The organism is Anaerosporobacter mobilis DSM 15930 (assembly GCF_900142955.1).
Lineage (GTDB): Bacteria > Bacillota > Clostridia > Lachnospirales > Lachnospiraceae > Anaerosporobacter > Anaerosporobacter mobilis.
The window spans coordinates 53,415-74,181 of record NZ_FRCP01000011.1; the positions used below are offsets into that span (position 1 = coordinate 53,415).

The following is a 20,767-nucleotide window of genomic DNA, read 5'->3' on the forward strand; positions in this document are numbered from 1 at the left end:
GTGCTAATATTTATAAACATTAGTATTACTATAAATAGTATTTATCTTTCTATATATTAGCAACCTATGTCTCAAGTTAAATAGAAAGCATAATAGGATAGACCGATAGGTATTTAAATGATACAATGGAATTTAAACATTATACAAACAAGTAGGAGGAGAAATTATGGAGAAGCTTAAACTAGCACTAATCGGTTGCGGTTATCTTAATGAGATTGTAGCCAATGCATGGAAAGATGGCTATTTGCCGGAATATGAACTTGTAGCTGTATTGGGGAGAAATTATGACCGCGCGAATGTATTTGCTGACAATTATAGATGTAAAGCCTGTGTTGATATTAATGAACTTATGGGGATGAAACCGGATTTTGTAGCAGAAGCCGCATCCGTAAAGTCAATACAAGATTATAGTGAAACCATACTAAATGGCGGCTCAAATCTGGTAGTACTTTCTATAGGAGCCTTTGCAGATCAAGAATTCTATGAACGAGTTAAAAATACCGCAGCACTTAATAATCACCGTGTATATATAGCCAGTGGTGCAGTCGGTGGTTTTGATATTCTTCGTACTGCAGCACTCATGAGTCCGATAACAGCTTCTATCAGCTCACAGAAAGCACCGGGATCACTGTATTATACGCCGCTTTATAAAGAAGGATTATTGGATATCACGAAACGTGAGCAGGTATTTAGCGGAACAACCAAAGAAGCAATCGCTATCCTTCCGACTCATGTTAATGTAGCCGTTGCAACTGCTCTTGCTAGTGCAGGTCCTGAAAAAACAATTATGAATATTGATGCAGTACCTGGGTTTCAAGGCGATGAATATAAAATAGAAATAGAAGGTGAAGAGGTAAGAACCGAACTTAATATCTATTCACGAACTAGTAAGGTTGCAGCATGGAGTGTTGTATCTGTTCTACAAAATGCGGTAGCACCAATAGTATTTTAGGAGGTAAGGAAACATGTTTAACAAATTAGTTGCAATTGAACCTGTTAGTTTGATTCCATCTGCGGAGCAAAAACTCCATGATTATGCGGAAGAAGTTATCTTGTTTGATGATATTCCAAAGAATAACGAGGAGATAATTCATCGAATTGGTGATGCAGATGCTGTACTTCTTAGCTATACCAGTCGTATCGATAAGGAAGTTCTAGATGCCTGTACGAATATCCGATATATAGGAATGTGTTGCAGCTTATATTCCCCTGAAAGCGCCAATGTTGATATTTGCACCGCGAATGCTAAGGATATCACTGTTTACGGGATTCGAGACTACGGGGATCAGGGTGTTGTTGAATATGTAGTTAGTGAGCTTATTCGATATCTACATGGTTTTGGTAGTAAACAGTGGCAAGAACTTCCCATAGAGATTACAGATTTGAAAATTGGTATCGTTGGTCTTGGTACTTCTGGGAAGATGATTGCTAACGCTCTTCAGACGCTAGGCGGAGATTTGTATTATTATAGTCGTAACCGTAAACCAGAGGAAGAAGCAAAGAATATTAAGTATCTTCCATTGAAAGAGTTATTGAATACCGTTGATGTTGTTTGTACCTGCTTGAACAAAAATGTTATATTATTTCATGAAGAACAATTTGAGTGGCTTGGAAATAACAAAGTTATGTTCAATACCTCAATCGGTCCATCACATGACATTCCTGCTCTTGCGAAATGGTTGGAACATGGGGATAATGAGTTTTTTTGTGATACGGCAGGAGCTCTCGGAGATGATACAGGCAAGTTGCTTTCGAATCCGCATGTAAATTGTATGCAAGTGTCATCTGGACGAACAAAGCAAGCCATAGGCCGTTTGAGTAAAAAGGTATTGGAGAATATTGAGACATTTTTAAAAGACAATTAATATGTTGCTAAGTTTACAGCCCTGTTATTATACAAGGTAAGTTGAAAAATATACAGAAATAGATGCTAAGGGGATCTTATGATGGAAAAAGAAAGATACTTTTGGATTGATATCGATACAAATGGAAACCAGACAGATGATTCCTCCAGTGAGGATTCATCTGAAGAAGAAACAAGCACACAAGGCCTCAAAAGCTGAATATATTCGCTCTTACTTTATCATCTGTCTCTATGATAGCATGCAGAATATTACATCAACATAAGCATAGCTTATGCTGATCATAACAATTATTAGTTTTACTTTTAGTTATGTCAATGTTATAATATTTTTGAATGTAATTTCATGCATGAAATATCAATGCATAAAGGAGAACGTAAGATGGAAAGAATGATTGGAACGATATCTAGAGGTGTTCGTGCCCCTATAATACGTGAAGGAGATGACATCGTAGAGATAGTTGTAAATAGTGTGTTAGATGCAGCAAAAAGTGAGAATTTTGAGCTGAATGACAGAGATGTTGTTGCTGTAACAGAAGCAGTAGTTGCTCGTGCACAAGGTAATTATGCAACAGTGGACCATATCGCTTGTGATGTTAAAGCAAAATTTGGAAATGAAACAGTTGGAGTAATTTTCCCTATTTTAAGTCGTAATCGTTTTGCTATGTGCCTTAAAGGTATTGCAAGAGGAGCGAAAAAGATAGTATTAATGTTAAGTTATCCATCTGATGAAGTTGGAAATCATCTTGTTGATCTTGATTTGCTAGATGAAAAAGGTATCAATCCTTGGGTAGATGTATTATCGGAAGAACAATATCGCGAATTATTCGGTTACCGTAAACATACATTTACTGGTGTTGATTATATTGAATATTATAAAGAGTTAATTCAAAATGAAGATTGTGAAGTAGAAATTATACTTGCTAATGATTGCCGTGCTATTCTACAATACGCAAAAAATGTTTTATGTTGTGATATACATAGCCGTATTCGTACAAAACGCTTATTAAAAGCAGCAGGGGCAGATATTGTTTACAGCCTAGACAATATATTAACATCTTCTGTTGAAGGTGGTGGATACAATGAAAATTATGGATTACTTGGAAGTAATAAAGCAACGGAAGACTCTGTTAAGTTATTCCCACGTAACTGTGATCCAATTGTTGAAGGTATACAGAATAGAATCCTTGAATTAACTGGTAAGCATGTAGAAGCTATGATATATGGAGATGGAGCTTTCAAAGATCCGATAGGAAAGATATGGGAACTTGCAGATCCAGTTGTATCACCTGCATATACAGCAGGGCTAGAAGGTCAGCCAAATGAAATTAAGTTAAAATATTTAGCAGATAATGATTTTGCAGATTTAAAGGGTGAAGAACTAAAAAATGCAATTTCTGATTATATTCGAAATAAGGACAATGATTTAGTAGGACAAATGGTGTCTCAAGGAACAACTCCACGTCGCTTGACAGATTTAATCGGTTCTTTATGTGATTTAACTTCTGGAAGTGGTGACAAAGGTACACCTATTGTACTTGTTCAAGGATATTTTGATAATTATACAAAATAAAATAGTTTAAATAAACTTTCTTCTTCTAAGTTTATTATAGTCGTTAATAGAAGTGCTACGAAAGGCTCTCTGACAAGTGTTGGGTAACGAGGTGCATTGCACCCGTACCAATACTGGATAGAGAGCTTTTTCTATGTTTTGTTCTATAAATACTCTATAGAATAGAAACAGTATCTCTTAGTAAATCAACAGTTTTCATAGTAAGTATTCTGGTTCTTAGCTGGTATCTGGACAAGAAGGAATACAATTCAAGAAGGCGTTTCCCACATGAACCATTATACCCACGTTTTATTAATACAAGATAGCATTTATATGCACCTTCTAGTGACTGGTTGTCAGACTGGCACTTGGAGGTCTTTTTTTTAGAACTTATTTATATGATAAGACGAAGTACTTACACAAGAAGAAGTGAATCGGCTGATGGAACATAAAATTCTTTTAAAAGAAAGAAGCTAAACAATCATAGCCCTTATAAGGCATTCAGTTTCTATCATGGTGAGACGGTAGTGGAGAAGTAGGTTGTAGCCAGATTTCACTTTACGTAATTTTAGTCGTCTATGCTAGGATTAACCAGTCAAAATGGTAAATATTTACTAAATAAATGTTTACAATAAGAAAATAAAGTAATATAATGTAAAAATAACGTAATGATATAAACTGATAAAAAAGGGAGGATAATATTTTATGAAATTAAAGTAAGTTTCGTGAAAATTATGTAATATTATATACTTTTCCATTAATGAAGTTAGTGAAGATTTGATTAAAAAAGGACTTGCAATCTGTGCAAAAACAAAAGCAATTGGTGTGAATAGGGAAATACTAAGTAGGACAGAAATTTTAGGTTTTTTGGACTATATTTAAAATTAATCCCTTAACTAAGAATTAAAAGGTATAGAATAGAAAACAATTGTTCTATAGGAATGAATATTGTTATGTGCTTACCTTTTTAATTGAAAGAAGAAATTGAGGAGGATTTAGTGATGAAGAAAAAAGTTTATTTATTTCCGGGGCAAGGTTCACAATATATTGGAATGGGAAAGAAATTATGTGATACATACGAAATAGCAAAAAAAACTTTTGACGAAGCAAACGAAATATTGGGGTTTGATTTGAAAAAATTGTGTTTTGAAGGAAACATTAATGAATTAACAAAAACGATTAATTTGCAACCTGCACTACTTACTTATAGTGTAGCATCATATCTAGCTTTCACAGAAGAGTATGGTGCAAGACCAGATTATTTAGCTGGGCATAGTCTAGGCGAAATATCAGCGTTAACTTGTGCTGGAGTTATTAACTTTAATGATGCTATAAAAATAACATATAAAAGAGGAAAACTAATGCAGGAAGCTGTTGCAGACGGAATTGGTTCAATGGCAGCAATACGTAACATAGAGGCTGCAAAAATTGAGCAGGTTTGTCATGAAATTTCTGGACAAAATGGGTATGTTGCTATATCTAATTATAATTCCAGAAACCAGATAGTAATAGCGGGATATAAAAATAATGTGGAAGCTGCTATAAAGAAGCTGGAAGCGATAGGCGCTGATGCAAAACTTTTAAATGTTAGTGCACCATTTCATTGTAAATTAATGGAACCAATTACATCGGCTGTTCAAGATGAATTAAGCAAGTATACATATAATGATACAAAATATAAAGTAATGTCAAATGTGACAGCTAGACCATATGAAGGCAAGGCGGAAGTAGTTAAATTACTTACTGAACAGATAACAAAACCAGTACGATGGATGGAGATTATGGATTATTTACGTAAAAAATCCGTTGAGATAGGTATTGAACTAGGTGCAGGGCATGTGTTAAGAAGTCTTGATTCAGCAATTTATGTTTTCTCATATGATGATGACAATGATAAAAAAGCTATTAAAGACTTAGATTTGGAAAGTAAGTTGCCGTTTTTCTCAAGAGCTATGGGAATTATAACCGCTACTCCAAATACAAATTGGGATGAAAATGAATATCAAAAGGGTGTTGTTGAGTCATATAAAGTAATTCAGAAATTAAGTGAGACTTATGAAGCTAATAAAACAGAACCTAGTGAAGAAAATATGAGATTTGCAACTGACATGTTAGTAACAGCACTTAAGACAAAGGGAGCAAAGAGAGATGAAATTATATCTAGATTAGAACAATTATTTTGGGACACCAGAACAGAAAATATATTTACAAATATAACAGCTTTTCTGTAAAAGAATGCAAACACATAGGGGGAATTGTTAATGAATCTGGACGTAGATATGAGCAAAATATCCTATAATATTAACAATGATGATACTAAGAAAATATTTATGAATAATGAGCAGCTCCTTGATCATGATATAGCTGTTATAGGAATAAGTGCTAGAATTGGAAGAGCCAATAATGTAAATGAATTTTGGGAATATATTAGTAGTGGAATAGACTTAATAGAAAAATTTCCAGATAATAGACAAAAGGATATTGATACATATATAAACACTGTATTTGGTAAGAAAAAAAATGATTTTGTTGAGATGGCATATCTAAAGAATATTGATCAGTTTGATGCAAATTTTTTCCGTATGGCGCCGATTGAGGCAGAATTGCTTAGTCCTGTGCAGCGAGTGTTCTTAGAGGCTATGGTTGTAGCAGCAGAAGATGCAGGGTATGGTGGCGATCAACTTAATGGAACCAACACTGGAGTTTATGTAGGCTATAACAGTAGTAATATGAATAATTATTTTTCGATGATATCTAATTTATGTTCAGACAAAATGGATTTAGCTTTAACAGGAAATATTGATTCAATTATTGCAAGTAGATTTAGCTATTTATATAATCTCAAGGGTCCGGCTGAAGTAATAGATACTGCATGTTCTTCCTCATTAGTGGCTGTACATACTGCATGTCAGGCTATAAGAAGTAGAGAAGTAGATATGGCTTTTGCGGGCGGAATTAAGATATGTCTTATTCCTAGAAATCAAGAAGATAGGGATATTGGTATTACATCTTCCTCTGGAAGAACGAAAACCTTTGATGAGAGTGCGGATGGAACTGGTGCGGGTGAAGGGGTAGGCATTGTTCTACTGAAACCTTTACTGAAAGCGATTGAAGATCATGATGTTATACATGCTGTGATTAAAGGCTCTGCAATAAATCAGGATGGTTCATCCGTTGGAATAACAGCGCCAAATTCGCAGGCACAAACAGATGTATTAATAAAAGCTTGGGAAGATGCAAATATAAATCCATTATCGATCCAATATTATGAAGCTCATGGAACAGCTACAAATTTGGGAGATCCTATTGAAATAGAGGCCCTTAGTAAAGCAATAAGAAAATACACTATGAAAAAGCAAGCATTTGCTATAGGCTCTGTAAAAACAAACGTTGGGCATTTGGATTGTGCTTCTGGTATAGCAGGTCTTATAAATGCAATTATGATGTTAAAGAACAAGAAAATTGCACCAAATATACATTACAAACGTGGTAATAAAAAAATAGACTTTATAAATAGCCCTGTATATGTAAACGATAAACTTCGTGATTGGGAAAAAAATAAACATCCAAGGAGATGCGGTATTAGTTCTTTTGGAATCAGTGGAACAAATTGTCACATGATATTAGAGGAAGCACCTGTTGAAAAGAAAGTTGAAAGTAAGGTGAGTTCTCAGTCTTACCTTTTGACAATATCCGCAAAATCCAAAGATGCATTACAGGAACTTATGAAACAATATAATGAGTTTTATCTGCAACATCCAAAAGAACGCAAAAATATGTGTTATACTGCCAACACGGGAAGAGGGCACTATAATTGGAGAATGGCAGTAATTTTTAGGGAAACTCAAGAAAGTTTATTTACTGATGAAGAATTAGAAACGTGTAAAGGGTTGTTCATTAATGAAGTGAAAGTTGGAGATTATGAACTTCACCAAGAAGATGATAGATTTATTTCTTATGAGAAGAAGCTTGAACTTAATAGTAAGGCTAAGCATATAATGAGAAATATTAAGGTTGGACTTGAAGATGGTGAAAGAAAAGTTCTATTAAAGAAATTATCTGAATGTTATGTTCTTGGTGCAGATATAGAGTGGAGTCAAATATTTATAGGTGATGATATTTGTAAAGTTAGTATTCCAACATATCCTTTTGATACTAGGAGATGTTGGATAAACAATGGGAATTATATCAATAATAGTTTAAGTATGAGAGAAAGCATCAGAATGCACCCATTAATTGGCCAATGCTTAACAAACTTTACGGATGTCATCTTATTTGAAACAGACGTTAATATTAATAATACTTGGGAATTAAAAGAACATATTATCGGAAAAAATTATGTATTACCGGGTACTGCATTTGTTGAGATGTTACACGAAGCTGGAAAAATCTTTTTTAAAACAGATGGAATTACCATTCTTAATACTGTTTTCCTTATACCATTCATGTGCAATAGAGAAGAAACAAGAAGAGTACAAATTATTGGTAGAAAGCAAAATGATATTCTCGAAGTAAATATAATAAGTACATTGGATACAGAAGCGAATGACAGTTGGGTTAATCATGTATCCGCTAGAATTAGTAAGAGGAAAGAAGAAAAACATGAAAATTTAGATATTGAGTTATTGCTAGAACGATGCAATAAAATAATTCAAGTGTATTCACAAGACAAAAAAGACAATGGTCATGTTAAAGTAGCAGATAGTTGGAAAACAAATAAATTGCTTCAGTTTAATGATGAGGAAATTATTGGTTATTTTGAATTATCAAGTGAGTATTTGGTTAAATTAGATGGATACTTTTTATACCCACCATTATTAGATGGTGCTGTAAATATTGGCAATGTACTTACAAAAAGTGGGGTGTGTTTGCCGTTGTCTTACGGTAAGGCGGATTTTTTTAAACCATTGCCAAAGGCTTTTTATAGTTACTTGCATAAAAAGAAAGATGGAAATAATGGTAATATCACTACTTTTGATGTTTCTATTATATCAGATGAAGGAGAATACATAGGATTCATTGAAGATTATGTTTTAAAAGAATTAAGTAATCTAGAAATGAAAAGAATTAAAGGAGAAACCTCTTATTCATTAGTTTTGAAAGAAAAAGAAAATGAATCAAAAAACCTAATAAATCAATTTCCGACAAAAACTGCATTGCTAATTATGAGAGATACACAAAAAGGAAATGATATCTATAAGAAAGTAAAGTCACTAAATTTTGAAAACTATATTACAATTATTCTATCAAATGTATATGAAGAAAAGAATGAGAATTGCTATCAGATAAGATGTAATGAGGAAGATTTTAAGATGGTATTTACCCAAATATCCAATCAACACATTGATACGATAATTCATATTGCATCCTATGAAGATAATAGAGAAGATACGATAGATGACTTAGATAAAAAAGTCAGTAATAGTATGAAAAGCCTATATCTCTTATTACATAGTATGTCATCTCTTCATATGAAAGTGGATAATTTTACGGCAGTCATTGACAACTCAATCAGCGTAAATGGAAAAGAAGATGGAATTAATCCCATAAACAGAGCCTTCACAGGCATGATAAAGTCAGTTGCCAAGGAATATACAAGTATGAATTTCAAAGTAATCGATTTGGATACCATAACTGATATGGGTAAGTTTGGTTTTGAGATTCTCTCAAAGGATCAAACAATACTAGTTGTCTTTCGTAATAACGTAAGATATATTGAGTATTTTACTGAAAGTGTAGAAGAGGTACAGACAGACTTTGAGATAAAATCTAATGGTGTATATATTATAGCTGGTGGACTTGGAGGTGTTGGGCTAGCACTTACTCAAAGCTTAGTGCAATTGAATAACAAAATTCATATAACTATATTATGTAGACATAGTATGGATCAAATAAATGATCAGGTGAAAGTAAAAAGAATACAAAGGCAACTGAATGAAATTCGAGAGATATCAAATGGACATACAACGGTAGAAATTTTGCAAGCGGATATTACAGATTATGAAACAATGACCCATACAATTGACGAATTACGTTATAAGTATGGGAGAATACTAGGTGTCATTAATTGTGCAGGAGTTTCAGGAGATGGTTATCTGATTCGAAAGCGATGGGCGGTTTTTTACCAAGTTCTTCAACCTAAAATATTTGGAACATGGATTTTAGATAAGCTAACGCAACAAGATAATCTGGATTTCTTTATTATGTGCTCATCGTTATCCTCAATTTTTGCTTCAAGTGGGCAAAGTGATTATGCCGCAGCAAATTCTTATTTGGATAGCTATTCTGAGATGAGAGAAAAAAAAGGAAAACCTACCTTGGCTATTAATTGGACAGGATGGAAAGAAGTTGGTATGGCTGTAGATAACCAAGTTAATCAGAATGAAAGTATATTCCAATTTGTAGATACACAAAGAGGGCAGGAAGCTTTTGTATATGCACTTTCACTCCAACAACCACACTTAATAGTAGGTGAACTGAATTATGAGTTTGTGCAAAAACATAAAGAATTTTTTAGGAATAATATTGAATTTTCTCAAACAATAGAAAATAAATTGAGAAGGTTTGATCAATCAAGTGTGTATGATATGGAGAGAGAGGAGTATACAGTGCAAATTATTAGCAATGGTAAGAAAGAAGTGACGCAAACAGAAAAAACCGTTGCGAATGCAATGGCAAGAACACTAAATTTTAGTGAAATTAATATTGACGATAAGTTTTTTGAAATGGGGGGAGATTCCTTATTGGCGACAGCCTTAAAGAAAGAATTAGATAAAGATTTTCCTGACGTTGTTGATATTACCGATATATTTACTTATGTATCTGTTACAGAAATAGCAAAGTATATAGATGGTATTATTAAGGCTCAAGAGCAAAAACAAGAAATGGCAGAAATGGATGATTCAGATGTGGAACTGAAAGAATTACTTAAATTACTTGATGCTGGAAATATTGATTTAGAAGATGCAAAAAAAATGTTGATAAATTAGGAGAAATTACATATGGATCGAATAAAAAATTATATATTAGAACAGGTAAGTAATAAGAAGATATCTCAAGAAGATGCATTTAGTATGTTAAAAGAATTAAAAAATACTGATGAATTACATGAAGAGGTAGCGATTATAGGATTAGCATGTACATTACCAGAGGCTGAGAATCCTGAAGAATTTTGGAATAACTTAATTAATGAATATAAAAACCTTGTTCCTTCACCACCAGAAAGATACGCACTATTTGAGCCACTTCAGAACCCACATTATGCAGAGTTTTTAGGAATGCACCCATTAGGAAAAAGGGATAGCAATGAAGAATCTGATAAAAACTTAGTTGCTTTTATTAAAGATATTGATAAATTTGATGCAGCGTTTTTTGGGATTCCTCCAAGAGAAGCAAGATTTATTCATCCAGGACAGAGAATTTTCTTGCAAACAGCATGGTCTGCTATTGAGGATGCAGGATATGGTTATGATACAATCGTTGGTAGTAATACTGGAGTTTTTGTAGGAGAAGATCATAATAACACGTTACCTTATAAATATATCACAGAACCAGATCAGATGCATTTAACAGGATCTTGGGAAGGTATAATGGCTAGTAGAATTAGTTATATATTTGATTTAAAAGGTCCTGCAATGGTTCTTGACACGGCTTGCTCTTCTGGTTTAATCGCTATACATCAAGCATGTAATGCGTTGAGAAACAAGGATTGTGAAATGGTAATCGCTGGTGGAATTTCTTTAGGCGGAGGTACAACAGGAACAGCACTAGAGGAAGGGGAGGATACAGCTGACGCGCTTGCATCGGTTTCTTCTGATGATGTTGTTCGTACTTTTGATAAAAAGTGTTCAGGAACCGTTTTTGGAGAGGGTTGTGTGGCTATTACATTAAAGCTACTAAAAAATGCAATCAAGGATGGCGATCATATATACGGGGTTATTAAAGGTAGTGCTATTAATAATGATGGTGCATCGAATGGTATAACGGCTCCGAATCCTCTAGCACAAGAAGATGTAATTAAAGAGGCTTGGGAAAAATCAAACGTTAATTGTGAAAGTATTCAATATATAGAAGCACATGGTACAGGTACGATATTAGGTGATCCAATTGAAATTAAAGGAATTACAAATGCATTTCGTAAGTATACAAAACGTAAACAATTTTGTGGAGTAGGTTCCTTAAAAACAAATATGGGGCATATGGTTGCAGCAGCTGGTTGTGCCAGTGTTATGAAAGTAGTATTAGGTATGAAACACAATGTAATACCTGCTAGTATGTATTTTGAAGAGCCAAATCCACATATCAATTTCTGCGAATCACCTGTTTTTGTAGTTGACAAGCCATATAAATGGAATAAGAGAGAAATGCCTAGAAGAGCGGGAGTAAGTGCCTTTGGCTTTAGTGGAACAAATGGACATGCAGTAATTGAGGAGCCACCAGTATTGCCAGAGCGCATTGAGGTTGTGGATAATAAGTTGAATGTAGTTTGTCTTTCTGCAAAAACCGAAACAGCATTATTTAACCTGCTAAAAAGCTACCAGACCTTTTTAGCAGACAATGAAGAATTAAATATGAAAGATGTTTGTTTCACTGCAAACACAGGTAGAGGCCATTATGACTTCCGAATTGCAATGTTAGTAGATGGACAACAATCTTTCAGAGATAATATCAATTTGTTAGTTAATGAAGGATTACAGTCTTATATGGAACGAAAGATATATTTTGGACAATATAAAACAGTATCGGACATGAGACAATTATTAAATGAGAATGAAGTTAAGGAGAGTAGCATTCATCAAATGAATAGTGAAGTAGAAGAACAATTAAATCACATAGATTCATTGGATGACAACAGTTACAATGTAATGCTAGAGTCCATCTGTGAAGCATATACAAAAGGAGCGACGATTGCATGGAAAAAACTGTACATAAATAGACAAAACAGAAGAGTAAGTTTACCAACGTACCAATTTGATAAGACGTTTTTCTGGGCAGATGTGAAAAAAACGAAACTTACCAATTCCGTTGTAGACGATAACAGTGAAAAAATTCATCCATTGGTTGATAAACTAGTTGTTTCAACTATGAATGAAGATATTTATAGTGTGAAGTTATCACCTAACTCTCATTGGGTATTAAAGGAACATGTGATTCTAGGGAACAGTACAGTTCCAGGTACGGCCTATATTGAAGTAGCTAGAGCTATAGGAGAACGCTACTATCATACGGATGCTTTAGAACTAGAGAATGTAATGTTCTTAACTCCTTTAGTAGTACCAAATGATAGTGTAGTGGATGCACAAATAGTTGCACATAAAGACGTGAACAAAATAAGTTTTGTCATTTCAAGCTTAGTAAAAGATGAGAAAAATGAATCTGAGACTTGGGTTATATATTGTAAAGGTGATATTAAGGTAAATACAAATGCTACATTAGAAAAGTTAGAGTATAATCAAATGTTTGAACAAGAAGGTATCGTTAATTCGCCTACAAACATACCAGCGATAAATGCACAAGGTTTGATGGGGCTGGGAGATCGTTGGAACAATGTTTTACGTTGTGGCAGATTGGATAACATTGCAGTTTGTGAAGTAAAGTTGCCTGATGAGTATATAGGGGATTTAGAGCAATTTAAATATCATATAAGTGTACTTGATATGGCGGTTAATCGACCTGTTCAAGAATTTACTTCAGGAATATATCTACCATATTATTACAAAAAACTCACGATGCATGGACCACTACCAGGACATGTATTCAGTAAGGCAATTTTGCTGAACAAAAATTCCAATAATGATGAAACTAAAACATATGACATAATTATTTCGGATATAGATGGGAAGGTGATTGTCACCATAGAAGGTTATGTAGTTAAGAAAGTAAACGTACTAAATGATTATGTTGCTAATGCCTTCTTTGGAATTGAATGGGTTGAGGTGGAATCGAGAATTGCATTTAAGAATGCATTTAAGAATGTATTGATGTTTAGAAACAAAACGAAATTCTCGTCACAATTAGAGGAAAAGGTAAAGAGTAGCGCACAGAGAGTAATTACTGTTGACTATGGAAAGCAGTATGAAAAAGTCAATGAAAATGAATATATCATTTCAACAAAGGAAGAAGATTATTACACATTGATGAAAGAAATCTCTTCTTGCGAAATCACAGATATTGTACATGCAAAGACACTTGATTTTAACATGGAATATAAAGATATTATTGATTATGAAGATGCACAAAAAAATAGCATTTATAGTTTATTCTTTATAACTAAGTCAATGCTCAAGAACAAGATTGGAAGAAATATCAACTTCATTTTAGTTACGGATTATGCACAAGAAATTGATAAAACGGAGAGAACGATAAAACCTCTAAATGCTGCATATATAGCATTAGCCAAGACAATTAATATGGAATATCCAGATATTAAAATTAGAAGCATAGATATTGATGAAAGTACGGATTTTGATAGGATCTATGAAGAAATTCAAAATGGAGAGTATAATTTACGTACTGCATTTAGAAATAATAAGAAATATAGAGAGAGATTATATAAAAAGGATCTAACATCTACGGAGAAAAAAATCAATGAAATAAAGGTTGATGGTACTTACATAATTACTGGAGGGACAGGTGGTCTTGGTTTAGAAGTTGCAAGATATTTATCAATGAAGAATAAGTGTAATATTATTCTTATATCAAGAAAGACTTTGCCTGATCGAACAATATGGGCTGATATTATTGAAAATGGAAGTGACCAAAAGTTATGTAAAATTATCAATAAAATTAATGAAATTGAAAAAGAAAATTCAAATGTTGAAGTGCTATCTGGAAATGTAAATGATTATACCAGAATGAAGGAAATTATAGAGTATTTGATAACGAAATATCAAACAATTAATGGTGTATTTCATTGTGCTGGTATTGCAGGAGATGGTTTCTTATATAATAAGAGTGAAGAAGCGTTTGCAAGTGTATTAGAACCAAAAATTGCTGGAACTAAAGTTATGGAAGCTTGTACCAAAGAGTTGAATTTGGATTTTATGATATTATTTTCTTCAATGATTACCTTTTTTAGTGCGCCTGGTCAAGGAGACTATACCGTTGCGAATGCGTATCTAGATTCATTTGCCCAATATAAAAATAAAATGAATCAAAGAACATATGCGATTAATTGGCCTGGTTGGAGTGAAACTGGTATGGCAGTTGATCACAACCTAGTAGATGGTGCAACATTATTTAAGTCATTATCAACAAATCAAGCCCTTTCTGCGTTGGATACGGTACTTAGTACAGGGATAACGAATATTATTCCTGGTGAAATTGACTATGATTTATTAAGTACAGTAACTAATTCTATGCCTATGACACTTTCAAGTGAAATAGAAAAAATAGTAGCAAGAAGGAAGGATACAGGAGAGGTTAAGCAAAGAAGTAACAAATCATATGAGAATATTGAATCGAGAGAAGTACTTATTTTAGGAAAAGCGCAGGACGAATTTACAGAGACGGAAATTAAATTGTCAAAGTTGTATGCAGCGGTATTAGAACTAAAAGAAATTGATATTTATGAAAGCTTTAATGCTATGGGGGGCGACTCTATTATCGCAACAGAAGTGTACAAGTTACTGAATCATTTTTATGAAGGAGTATCGGAAGTTTCTGATATGTTTGTGTATCCAACAATATTTGAAATGGCTCACTACATTGATAGTAAGCTTCAAAATGAAAACAATGAGAATGTTTTATTAACGGAACATAACATTGACAACATGATGGAAAAATTTGAAGAAGGCGAAATAGATGTTGATGATATGATTAGTTTCTTTGATTCAGATGAAGAGTAATTTCATGAGTTCAGAATCTAAAATATAATTTTAGATTCTGAACAGCCAATGTTTTATAACAAGGAACGTAGAATAGGAGCATCTATGAATAATCTAGCAGTAATTTTTCCAGGAGATGAATCTTTTTTTCCTGGGATGGGTAAAGAATTACATATCAATTTCTCTAGAGCGAGAGAGTTATACAAGGCATTAGAGACAATAATAAAAAAAGATATTATTATAAGTCTATTTGACGATATGAGTGATACAAGGTTGACGCAAGAAGAAAAGAATCTCTGTGTCTTCATAGCCCAAGTTATTAATTATGAACTATTTACTGATATATATGCAATAACACCAAAGTACTTAATAACAGAGGGAATCGGTCTGTTAGCTGCTTTAGTATGCGAAAAGTCTATTACGTTAGAAGAAGCAGTACATATTATACAAGCGGGATCGTCTTGTTCAAATATCAAATCTTATACTAAAAAGTATTCCATTATAGAAGTATCAAAAGAGATACATTCAATTGAAGAACAAGATTTGGTACGAATTCAAAATAATATATATAATGAAGCGGAATTTGATGAAGAAGCTTGTCTGAGAAGACTAACAGAGGTAGGAGTAGAATTTTTAATTGAAATTGGACCGAATAATCGATTATCAAAAGAATTATGTAATAAAAATAGTGAAATCCGTTGTAGTTATTTAGATGTTGAAGATGATCCAAATTGGATATTGGAAAATTTGTTATATAAAAAGTTCTTTAATATTCAAGTGATAATTAATCGGATGTTTGGTATTGCAGCAGCCACAAAAAACAATAATGAAAACTATTCAGATTATGAACAAGAGGTAATTCAAAATTATACAAATCTAAAAGTGTTATCAGAGAAAGAAAATCCTCAAAATACGGATATAGAAAAGGCATATGAATATTTGAAAAAAATTCTCACATATAAAAAAGTATCAACAGAGGAAATACTATATAGAATTCGAAACTTGAAAGTAGAGACTTTATGTAACACGGATAGTTTTGTAATTTGATATTGCGGGTAGGAGAATAGTATGATAGACGAAAAAGAGTTAAGTAAATACATCCTAAATGAATACAAAAATGGAAACATTAAAAAAGATATAGCGCTTGAATTGGTCAAAAAAGTAAATTATAAAGACTCAAAGGAAACGGATGTCGCTGTTATAGGAATGGGGTGTCGATTTCGAAAAGAAGATGATTATAACTTATATTGGAATGGACTAGAGAATAAAAAAACTTGGATTGACCGTTGCAAGTTAGATCGAGTTTACAGCTTTGAAAAGGTCCTACCTGAACATTGTCTTGATGATATAGCCACTCATAGCAAAGGATCATTTATTGACAATCTCTTTGATTTTGATTATGAATTATTTGGGTTGACAAAAGAAGAAGCAAAAGGAATGGCACCGGGACAAAGAATTATGTTAGAGACTGCATATAGAGCTTTGGAGGATGCTGGATATTTGGGTGAGAGATTGGTTCAGAATAAAACTGGTGTATATATTGGTAATAACTTTTTAAGTGAACTTATAGTATCGCATCCTGCCCTTATTATGCACAATGGAATTGGTGGTAATGAAGAATTATATTTTAACTGGTCAAGTGGCTTAGCAACGAGGATATCTAGGCAATTTAATTTGCGAGGACCGTCGTATGTGCTAGATTTGAGCTGTGCCTCCTCTAGTATGGCAATCTTAAATGGGTATCAGTCTTTATTAGATAAGAAATGTGATATGGTACTTATTGGAGGAATTAATGTTAGTTATAAGCCGTGTATTCGAGTACCAGGAACAGATTTAATACACGAGCATGAAAATGATATAATACAAAAACCATATGATGATAATCCTGGAGGATCCTATCTTGGTGAGGGTGCTGGAGCATTACTGTTAAAGCCACTGCGCAAGGCGCTTGAGGATGGAGACAATATACATGCAATTCTCAAAGGTGGAAGTATTATGAATACAGGATCTGAAGTGGGATTTTTATCTAGTAGTGCGGTATCAATAAAAAATATGATTACAGATTTGTTTAAAAAATTAGATGTTAATGTAGAAAGTATTGGCTATATTGAAGGAGAAGGATATGCTCAAAGAATTGAAGAGATTATACAAACTTCTGGAATTAATGAAGCATTCAAATCTTTGACGAATAAAAAGCAATTCTGTGCGATTGGAAGTATGTCTCCAAACGTAGGATATACACAAGCTGCTATTGGTGTTTTAGGTGCTATTAAGGGGATTTTATCCATGAAAAATAATATAATACCACCTATATATCATTTTATGAAACCAAATACAATGTTTAATTTCGCAAACTCTGCTTTTTATATTAATGATATAAAAAAACAATGGGACAGACTAGAGAATGAAAAACATTCTTTTGCCGCATATTCTTTTGCTTATGGTGGAAATAACGCCTTTACAGTCTATGAGGAAGCTCCAGTAAGAGATACTAAGCAATTTCCTCAGAAAGAATATTTATTTGTATTAACTGCAAAATCACAAGTAGCATTCAAAAGCAATTTAAACAAGTTTATTGAATTTCTTTCCGGTGAAGTTAAATCAAGTTTGTTAGATATATGCTATACAGCTGCGGTTGGTAGAGAGCTGTATTCAGAAATTCGGCTAGCTATTGTGACTAGTAATATCGATGAACTAAAAAACAAATTAATAGAATTTGCGAAAAACGGTACTGTTACGAATAGCGTTTACTATGGAGAAACTAACAAAAAAATAGAAAATTCGAAGAAGAGTACGGTACATATTATTGATGATCAAGATAGATTAGCTAGTATTGCTTCTCAATTTGTTCAAGGTGAGAAGTACAAATTTGGGAATTTGTATTCGGAAAGTAATGCAAGAATATGTCCATTACCTAACTATCAATTTGATAGAAAACGATGTTGTATATTTGATGATTTTACTAAAAATGAAAAACTAATGTCCTAATATATCTTATATTATTAAGTTGTTTATTCACACATTTATTCTCACATGTATATTTAATTATCAGAAGAAGATGTAAACACGTAGGCAAAATAAACTAATAATAGTAAAATAATAGAAAAATAAATTGACATAAAACAATATTTGGAATAATATAGTGTATATGTGATGCATACTAATGTGTGTGACACAATAGTTTGTATCATGTTAAGTTTTATGTATTTATTTAAATTATATGTTTATAACTTCTGTAGTGAAATTACATGAAAATGAGAGAAGGTGTAATATGGAAGCAAAACTTGTTACAGAGATGAGTAGAGGTTATCTTCAATTAATTGTTTTGGAGTTACTCGACGAGCCTATTCATGGTTATGGATTGTTGAAGAAATTGAGAGAGATTGGATATGATTCAGTCGAGGCAAATACTTTATATCCATTACTATGTCGTTTTGAGAAAAATGACTGGGCTCAAAGTCAATGGTTGCTAACAGAAGGGCAACCACAAAAGCAGTATAAGATTACTGAGACTGGAAGCGAGATTCGAAGACAGCTTAACTATTTATGGGAACAACAATGTGAGATTATGAAAAAAGTAAAGGGGAGATTAGATGACTAGCAATTTGAAAGAGTATTTGAGTGAAGTAAATCGTTATCTTTATATGAATGAAGATAGTGATAAAGAAGATATTATTCGAGAAATACAAAATTATATTCAGGATGAGACAAAAAGTTTGTATGGGATTGTAAATGAAGAAAATGTACAAATAGTTATTAACAAATTTGGTACAGCAAAGGAAATAGCAAACAAATACATGAATGAATTGGAAGATACTTCCTTGCCAAATAAAAAGTTTTTTTCCGTAATTCTGGGTGTTGTTTTTGTTATTAGTACAAGTATTTATCTTTTTATGATTGTTAATGGTGTAAATGGTTTTGAATTCTTAGAATCTTATTCCGATAGTAATCAGATTATTTTACGAGTATTAAGTATTGGTATCATTTTAATAATTGATTTAGGCTTATTATTACCTTTTGCAATCGGAATGCGTGGGAAACAGGACAATTATAAAGTTGCACGCTTCATCTATAGTGCAAACAAAGAGACTAATTTAGCGAGTATCAGTTTCTTTCGTTCAAGATCAAGAAAAAATAATTTCATTCAATTTCTAGTAAGTACAATAGTGCTATTAGTGGAAGGTATTATATTAAAAAAATACAACACGTTATTTGTTATAGCAAGTACAAATCAAGAAAATGTATTCAAAGCAGATAATGAGGTTTGTAGAGTTATATCTATGATTATCTTATTTACAACATTACTACATGTGATTTTTTATCTTGTTTCTATGTTACTTCACAAAACATCAGAAGGTATTGTTTTATCCTATATTAGATTTGTTTTATTATGGGCCGTTTTAAATGTACTTGCTTTTTATCAGTTAAACGATCCTAATATACAGTTGATTACTGAAGATATGACATATTTGAAAACCGTTTATATTATTGTAATTGTTATATTTGCATTTGATTCCATTAAGAGAAGTATTTCGTCAAGTATTAAATATAATTTAAAAAGTAAATAAACTTAAATAATTAGGAGGTAAGTAAATTGATTCTAGATGTTAAAAAAATAACTAAAAAATACAATAAATTAGTAGCCGTTAATGATATTAGCTTACAACTAGAGGAAAATGAAATATTAGGATTATTGGGCCCAAATGGAGCAGGAAAATCAACATTTATTAACATGATTTTAGGACTAACAAAGGTTGATAGCGGAACAATAGAAATATTTGAAAAGAAATTAAACCGTATAATTAAGAAAAAGATAGGATATGTTCCACAAGATATTGCAGTATGTAATGAACTAAATGCCTATGATAATGTAATGTTTTTTGGAAAACTGTATGGGCTAAGAGGTGATAAGTTAAAGGAGTCTGTTAAAAAAGCAATGGAATTCACTGGACTATGGGAACGTAGAAAGGAAAGTCCGAAGAAGTACTCAGGGGGAATGAAGAGACGACTTAATATTGCATGTGCAATTGTACATGAGCCCCAATTGCTTATTATGGATGAACCTACAGTAGGTGTTGATCCGCAATCTAGAAACAATATTCTTGAGACAATTAAGAAGTTGAATGAATCGGGTACTACCGTTATTTACACGTCACATTATATGGAAGAGATAGAAGAAATTTGTACGAAGGTTGCTATTATTGATAATGGGGAATTAATCATTGAAGGCACTAGTGATAGCATTAAGAATGAAGTTCTTACGGAAAAGTTAGTTAGACTACAACTTGAAGATGAAATAGAAAAAAGCATTGAATTAATTAATGATATAGAGGGGGTAATTAGCTTATCTATAAGTGGTGATACTGTGACGATTAAATCGAAAAAAGAGATTGATAATCTTGCTATAATCATTGAAAAGCTAGTGAAAGCGAATATAAAAATAATAAGCATTAACATTGAACAACCAACGTTGGAAGCCGCTTTTCTTTCATTGACAGGAAAAACACTAAGAGATTAGATATGGAGGAT

Annotated in this window: 11 protein-coding genes; all 11 read left to right on the top strand. The window is 32.6% G+C overall.

Annotated elements, in window-relative coordinates:
- Positions 1-166 precede the first annotated feature (166 nt).
- The 11 genes from BUB90_RS10990 (at position 167) to BUB90_RS11040 (ending at position 20,756) form a co-directional block, all read left to right on the top strand.
- A complete protein-coding gene (locus tag BUB90_RS10990) occupies positions 167-952 on the top strand; it encodes an aspartate dehydrogenase domain-containing protein (protein WP_073287621.1) in 786 nt (261 codons plus the stop codon).
- 13 nt (positions 953-965) lie between these two features.
- The gene (locus BUB90_RS10995; RefSeq protein WP_073287623.1) at positions 966-1,865 is read left to right on the top strand and encodes a D-isomer specific 2-hydroxyacid dehydrogenase family protein; all 900 of its coding nucleotides are present in this window, start codon (positions 966-968) and stop codon (positions 1,863-1,865) included.
- A gap of 378 nt (positions 1,866-2,243) precedes the next feature.
- Positions 2,244-3,434 (top strand): coenzyme F420-0:L-glutamate ligase, encoded by a 1,191-nt coding sequence (locus BUB90_RS11000; protein WP_073287625.1) that lies wholly within the window; start codon positions 2,244-2,246, stop codon positions 3,432-3,434.
- A 980-nt stretch (positions 3,435-4,414) separates the two neighbouring features.
- Positions 4,415-5,644, top strand: coding sequence for an ACP S-malonyltransferase (gene fabD, locus BUB90_RS11005; protein WP_073287627.1), 1,230 nt, complete (start codon positions 4,415-4,417; stop codon positions 5,642-5,644).
- A gap of 30 nt (positions 5,645-5,674) precedes the next feature.
- A complete protein-coding gene (locus tag BUB90_RS11010) occupies positions 5,675-10,402 on the top strand; it encodes an SDR family NAD(P)-dependent oxidoreductase (RefSeq protein ID WP_073287629.1) in 4,728 nt (1,575 codons plus the stop codon).
- 12 nt (positions 10,403-10,414) lie between these two features.
- Positions 10,415-15,259 carry an SDR family NAD(P)-dependent oxidoreductase gene (locus tag BUB90_RS11015; RefSeq protein ID WP_073287631.1) on the top strand — a complete coding sequence of 1,615 codons (4,845 nt, stop codon included), beginning with the start codon at positions 10,415-10,417 and terminating at the stop codon, positions 15,257-15,259.
- Positions 15,260-15,343: 84 nt separating this feature from the next.
- The gene (locus BUB90_RS11020; protein WP_073287633.1) at positions 15,344-16,285 is read left to right on the top strand and encodes a hypothetical protein; all 942 of its coding nucleotides are present in this window, start codon (positions 15,344-15,346) and stop codon (positions 16,283-16,285) included.
- A 21-nt stretch (positions 16,286-16,306) separates the two neighbouring features.
- A complete protein-coding gene (locus BUB90_RS11025) occupies positions 16,307-18,226 on the top strand; it encodes a beta-ketoacyl synthase N-terminal-like domain-containing protein (RefSeq protein WP_073287634.1) in 1,920 nt (639 codons plus the stop codon).
- A gap of 283 nt (positions 18,227-18,509) precedes the next feature.
- Positions 18,510-18,839 (top strand): PadR family transcriptional regulator, encoded by a 330-nt coding sequence (locus BUB90_RS11030; protein WP_073287636.1) that lies wholly within the window; start codon positions 18,510-18,512, stop codon positions 18,837-18,839.
- A complete protein-coding gene (locus tag BUB90_RS11035) occupies positions 18,832-19,806 on the top strand; it encodes an HAAS signaling domain-containing protein (protein ID WP_073287638.1) in 975 nt (324 codons plus the stop codon). The genes BUB90_RS11030 and BUB90_RS11035 overlap by 8 nt, the downstream gene beginning before the upstream one ends.
- A 26-nt stretch (positions 19,807-19,832) precedes the next feature.
- Positions 19,833-20,756: an ABC transporter ATP-binding protein gene (locus tag BUB90_RS11040; protein ID WP_073287640.1), complete on the top strand. Its 924-nt coding sequence runs from the start codon at positions 19,833-19,835 to the stop codon at positions 20,754-20,756.
- Positions 20,757-20,767 lie beyond the last annotated feature (11 nt).

Coding starts and splice junctions, on each gene's coding strand:
- BUB90_RS10990 (WP_073287621.1), top strand. CDS start 167: ATGGAGAAGCTTAAACTAGCACTAATCGGTTGCGGTTATCTTAATGAG.
- BUB90_RS10995 (WP_073287623.1), top strand. CDS start 966: ATGTTTAACAAATTAGTTGCAATTGAACCTGTTAGTTTGATTCCATCT.
- BUB90_RS11000 (WP_073287625.1), top strand. CDS start 2,244: ATGGAAAGAATGATTGGAACGATATCTAGAGGTGTTCGTGCCCCTATA.
- fabD (WP_073287627.1), top strand. CDS start 4,415: ATGAAGAAAAAAGTTTATTTATTTCCGGGGCAAGGTTCACAATATATT.
- BUB90_RS11010 (WP_073287629.1), top strand. CDS start 5,675: ATGAATCTGGACGTAGATATGAGCAAAATATCCTATAATATTAACAAT.
- BUB90_RS11015 (WP_073287631.1), top strand. CDS start 10,415: ATGGATCGAATAAAAAATTATATATTAGAACAGGTAAGTAATAAGAAG.
- BUB90_RS11020 (WP_073287633.1), top strand. CDS start 15,344: ATGAATAATCTAGCAGTAATTTTTCCAGGAGATGAATCTTTTTTTCCT.
- BUB90_RS11025 (WP_073287634.1), top strand. CDS start 16,307: ATGATAGACGAAAAAGAGTTAAGTAAATACATCCTAAATGAATACAAA.
- BUB90_RS11030 (WP_073287636.1), top strand. CDS start 18,510: ATGGAAGCAAAACTTGTTACAGAGATGAGTAGAGGTTATCTTCAATTA.
- BUB90_RS11035 (WP_073287638.1), top strand. CDS start 18,832: ATGACTAGCAATTTGAAAGAGTATTTGAGTGAAGTAAATCGTTATCTT.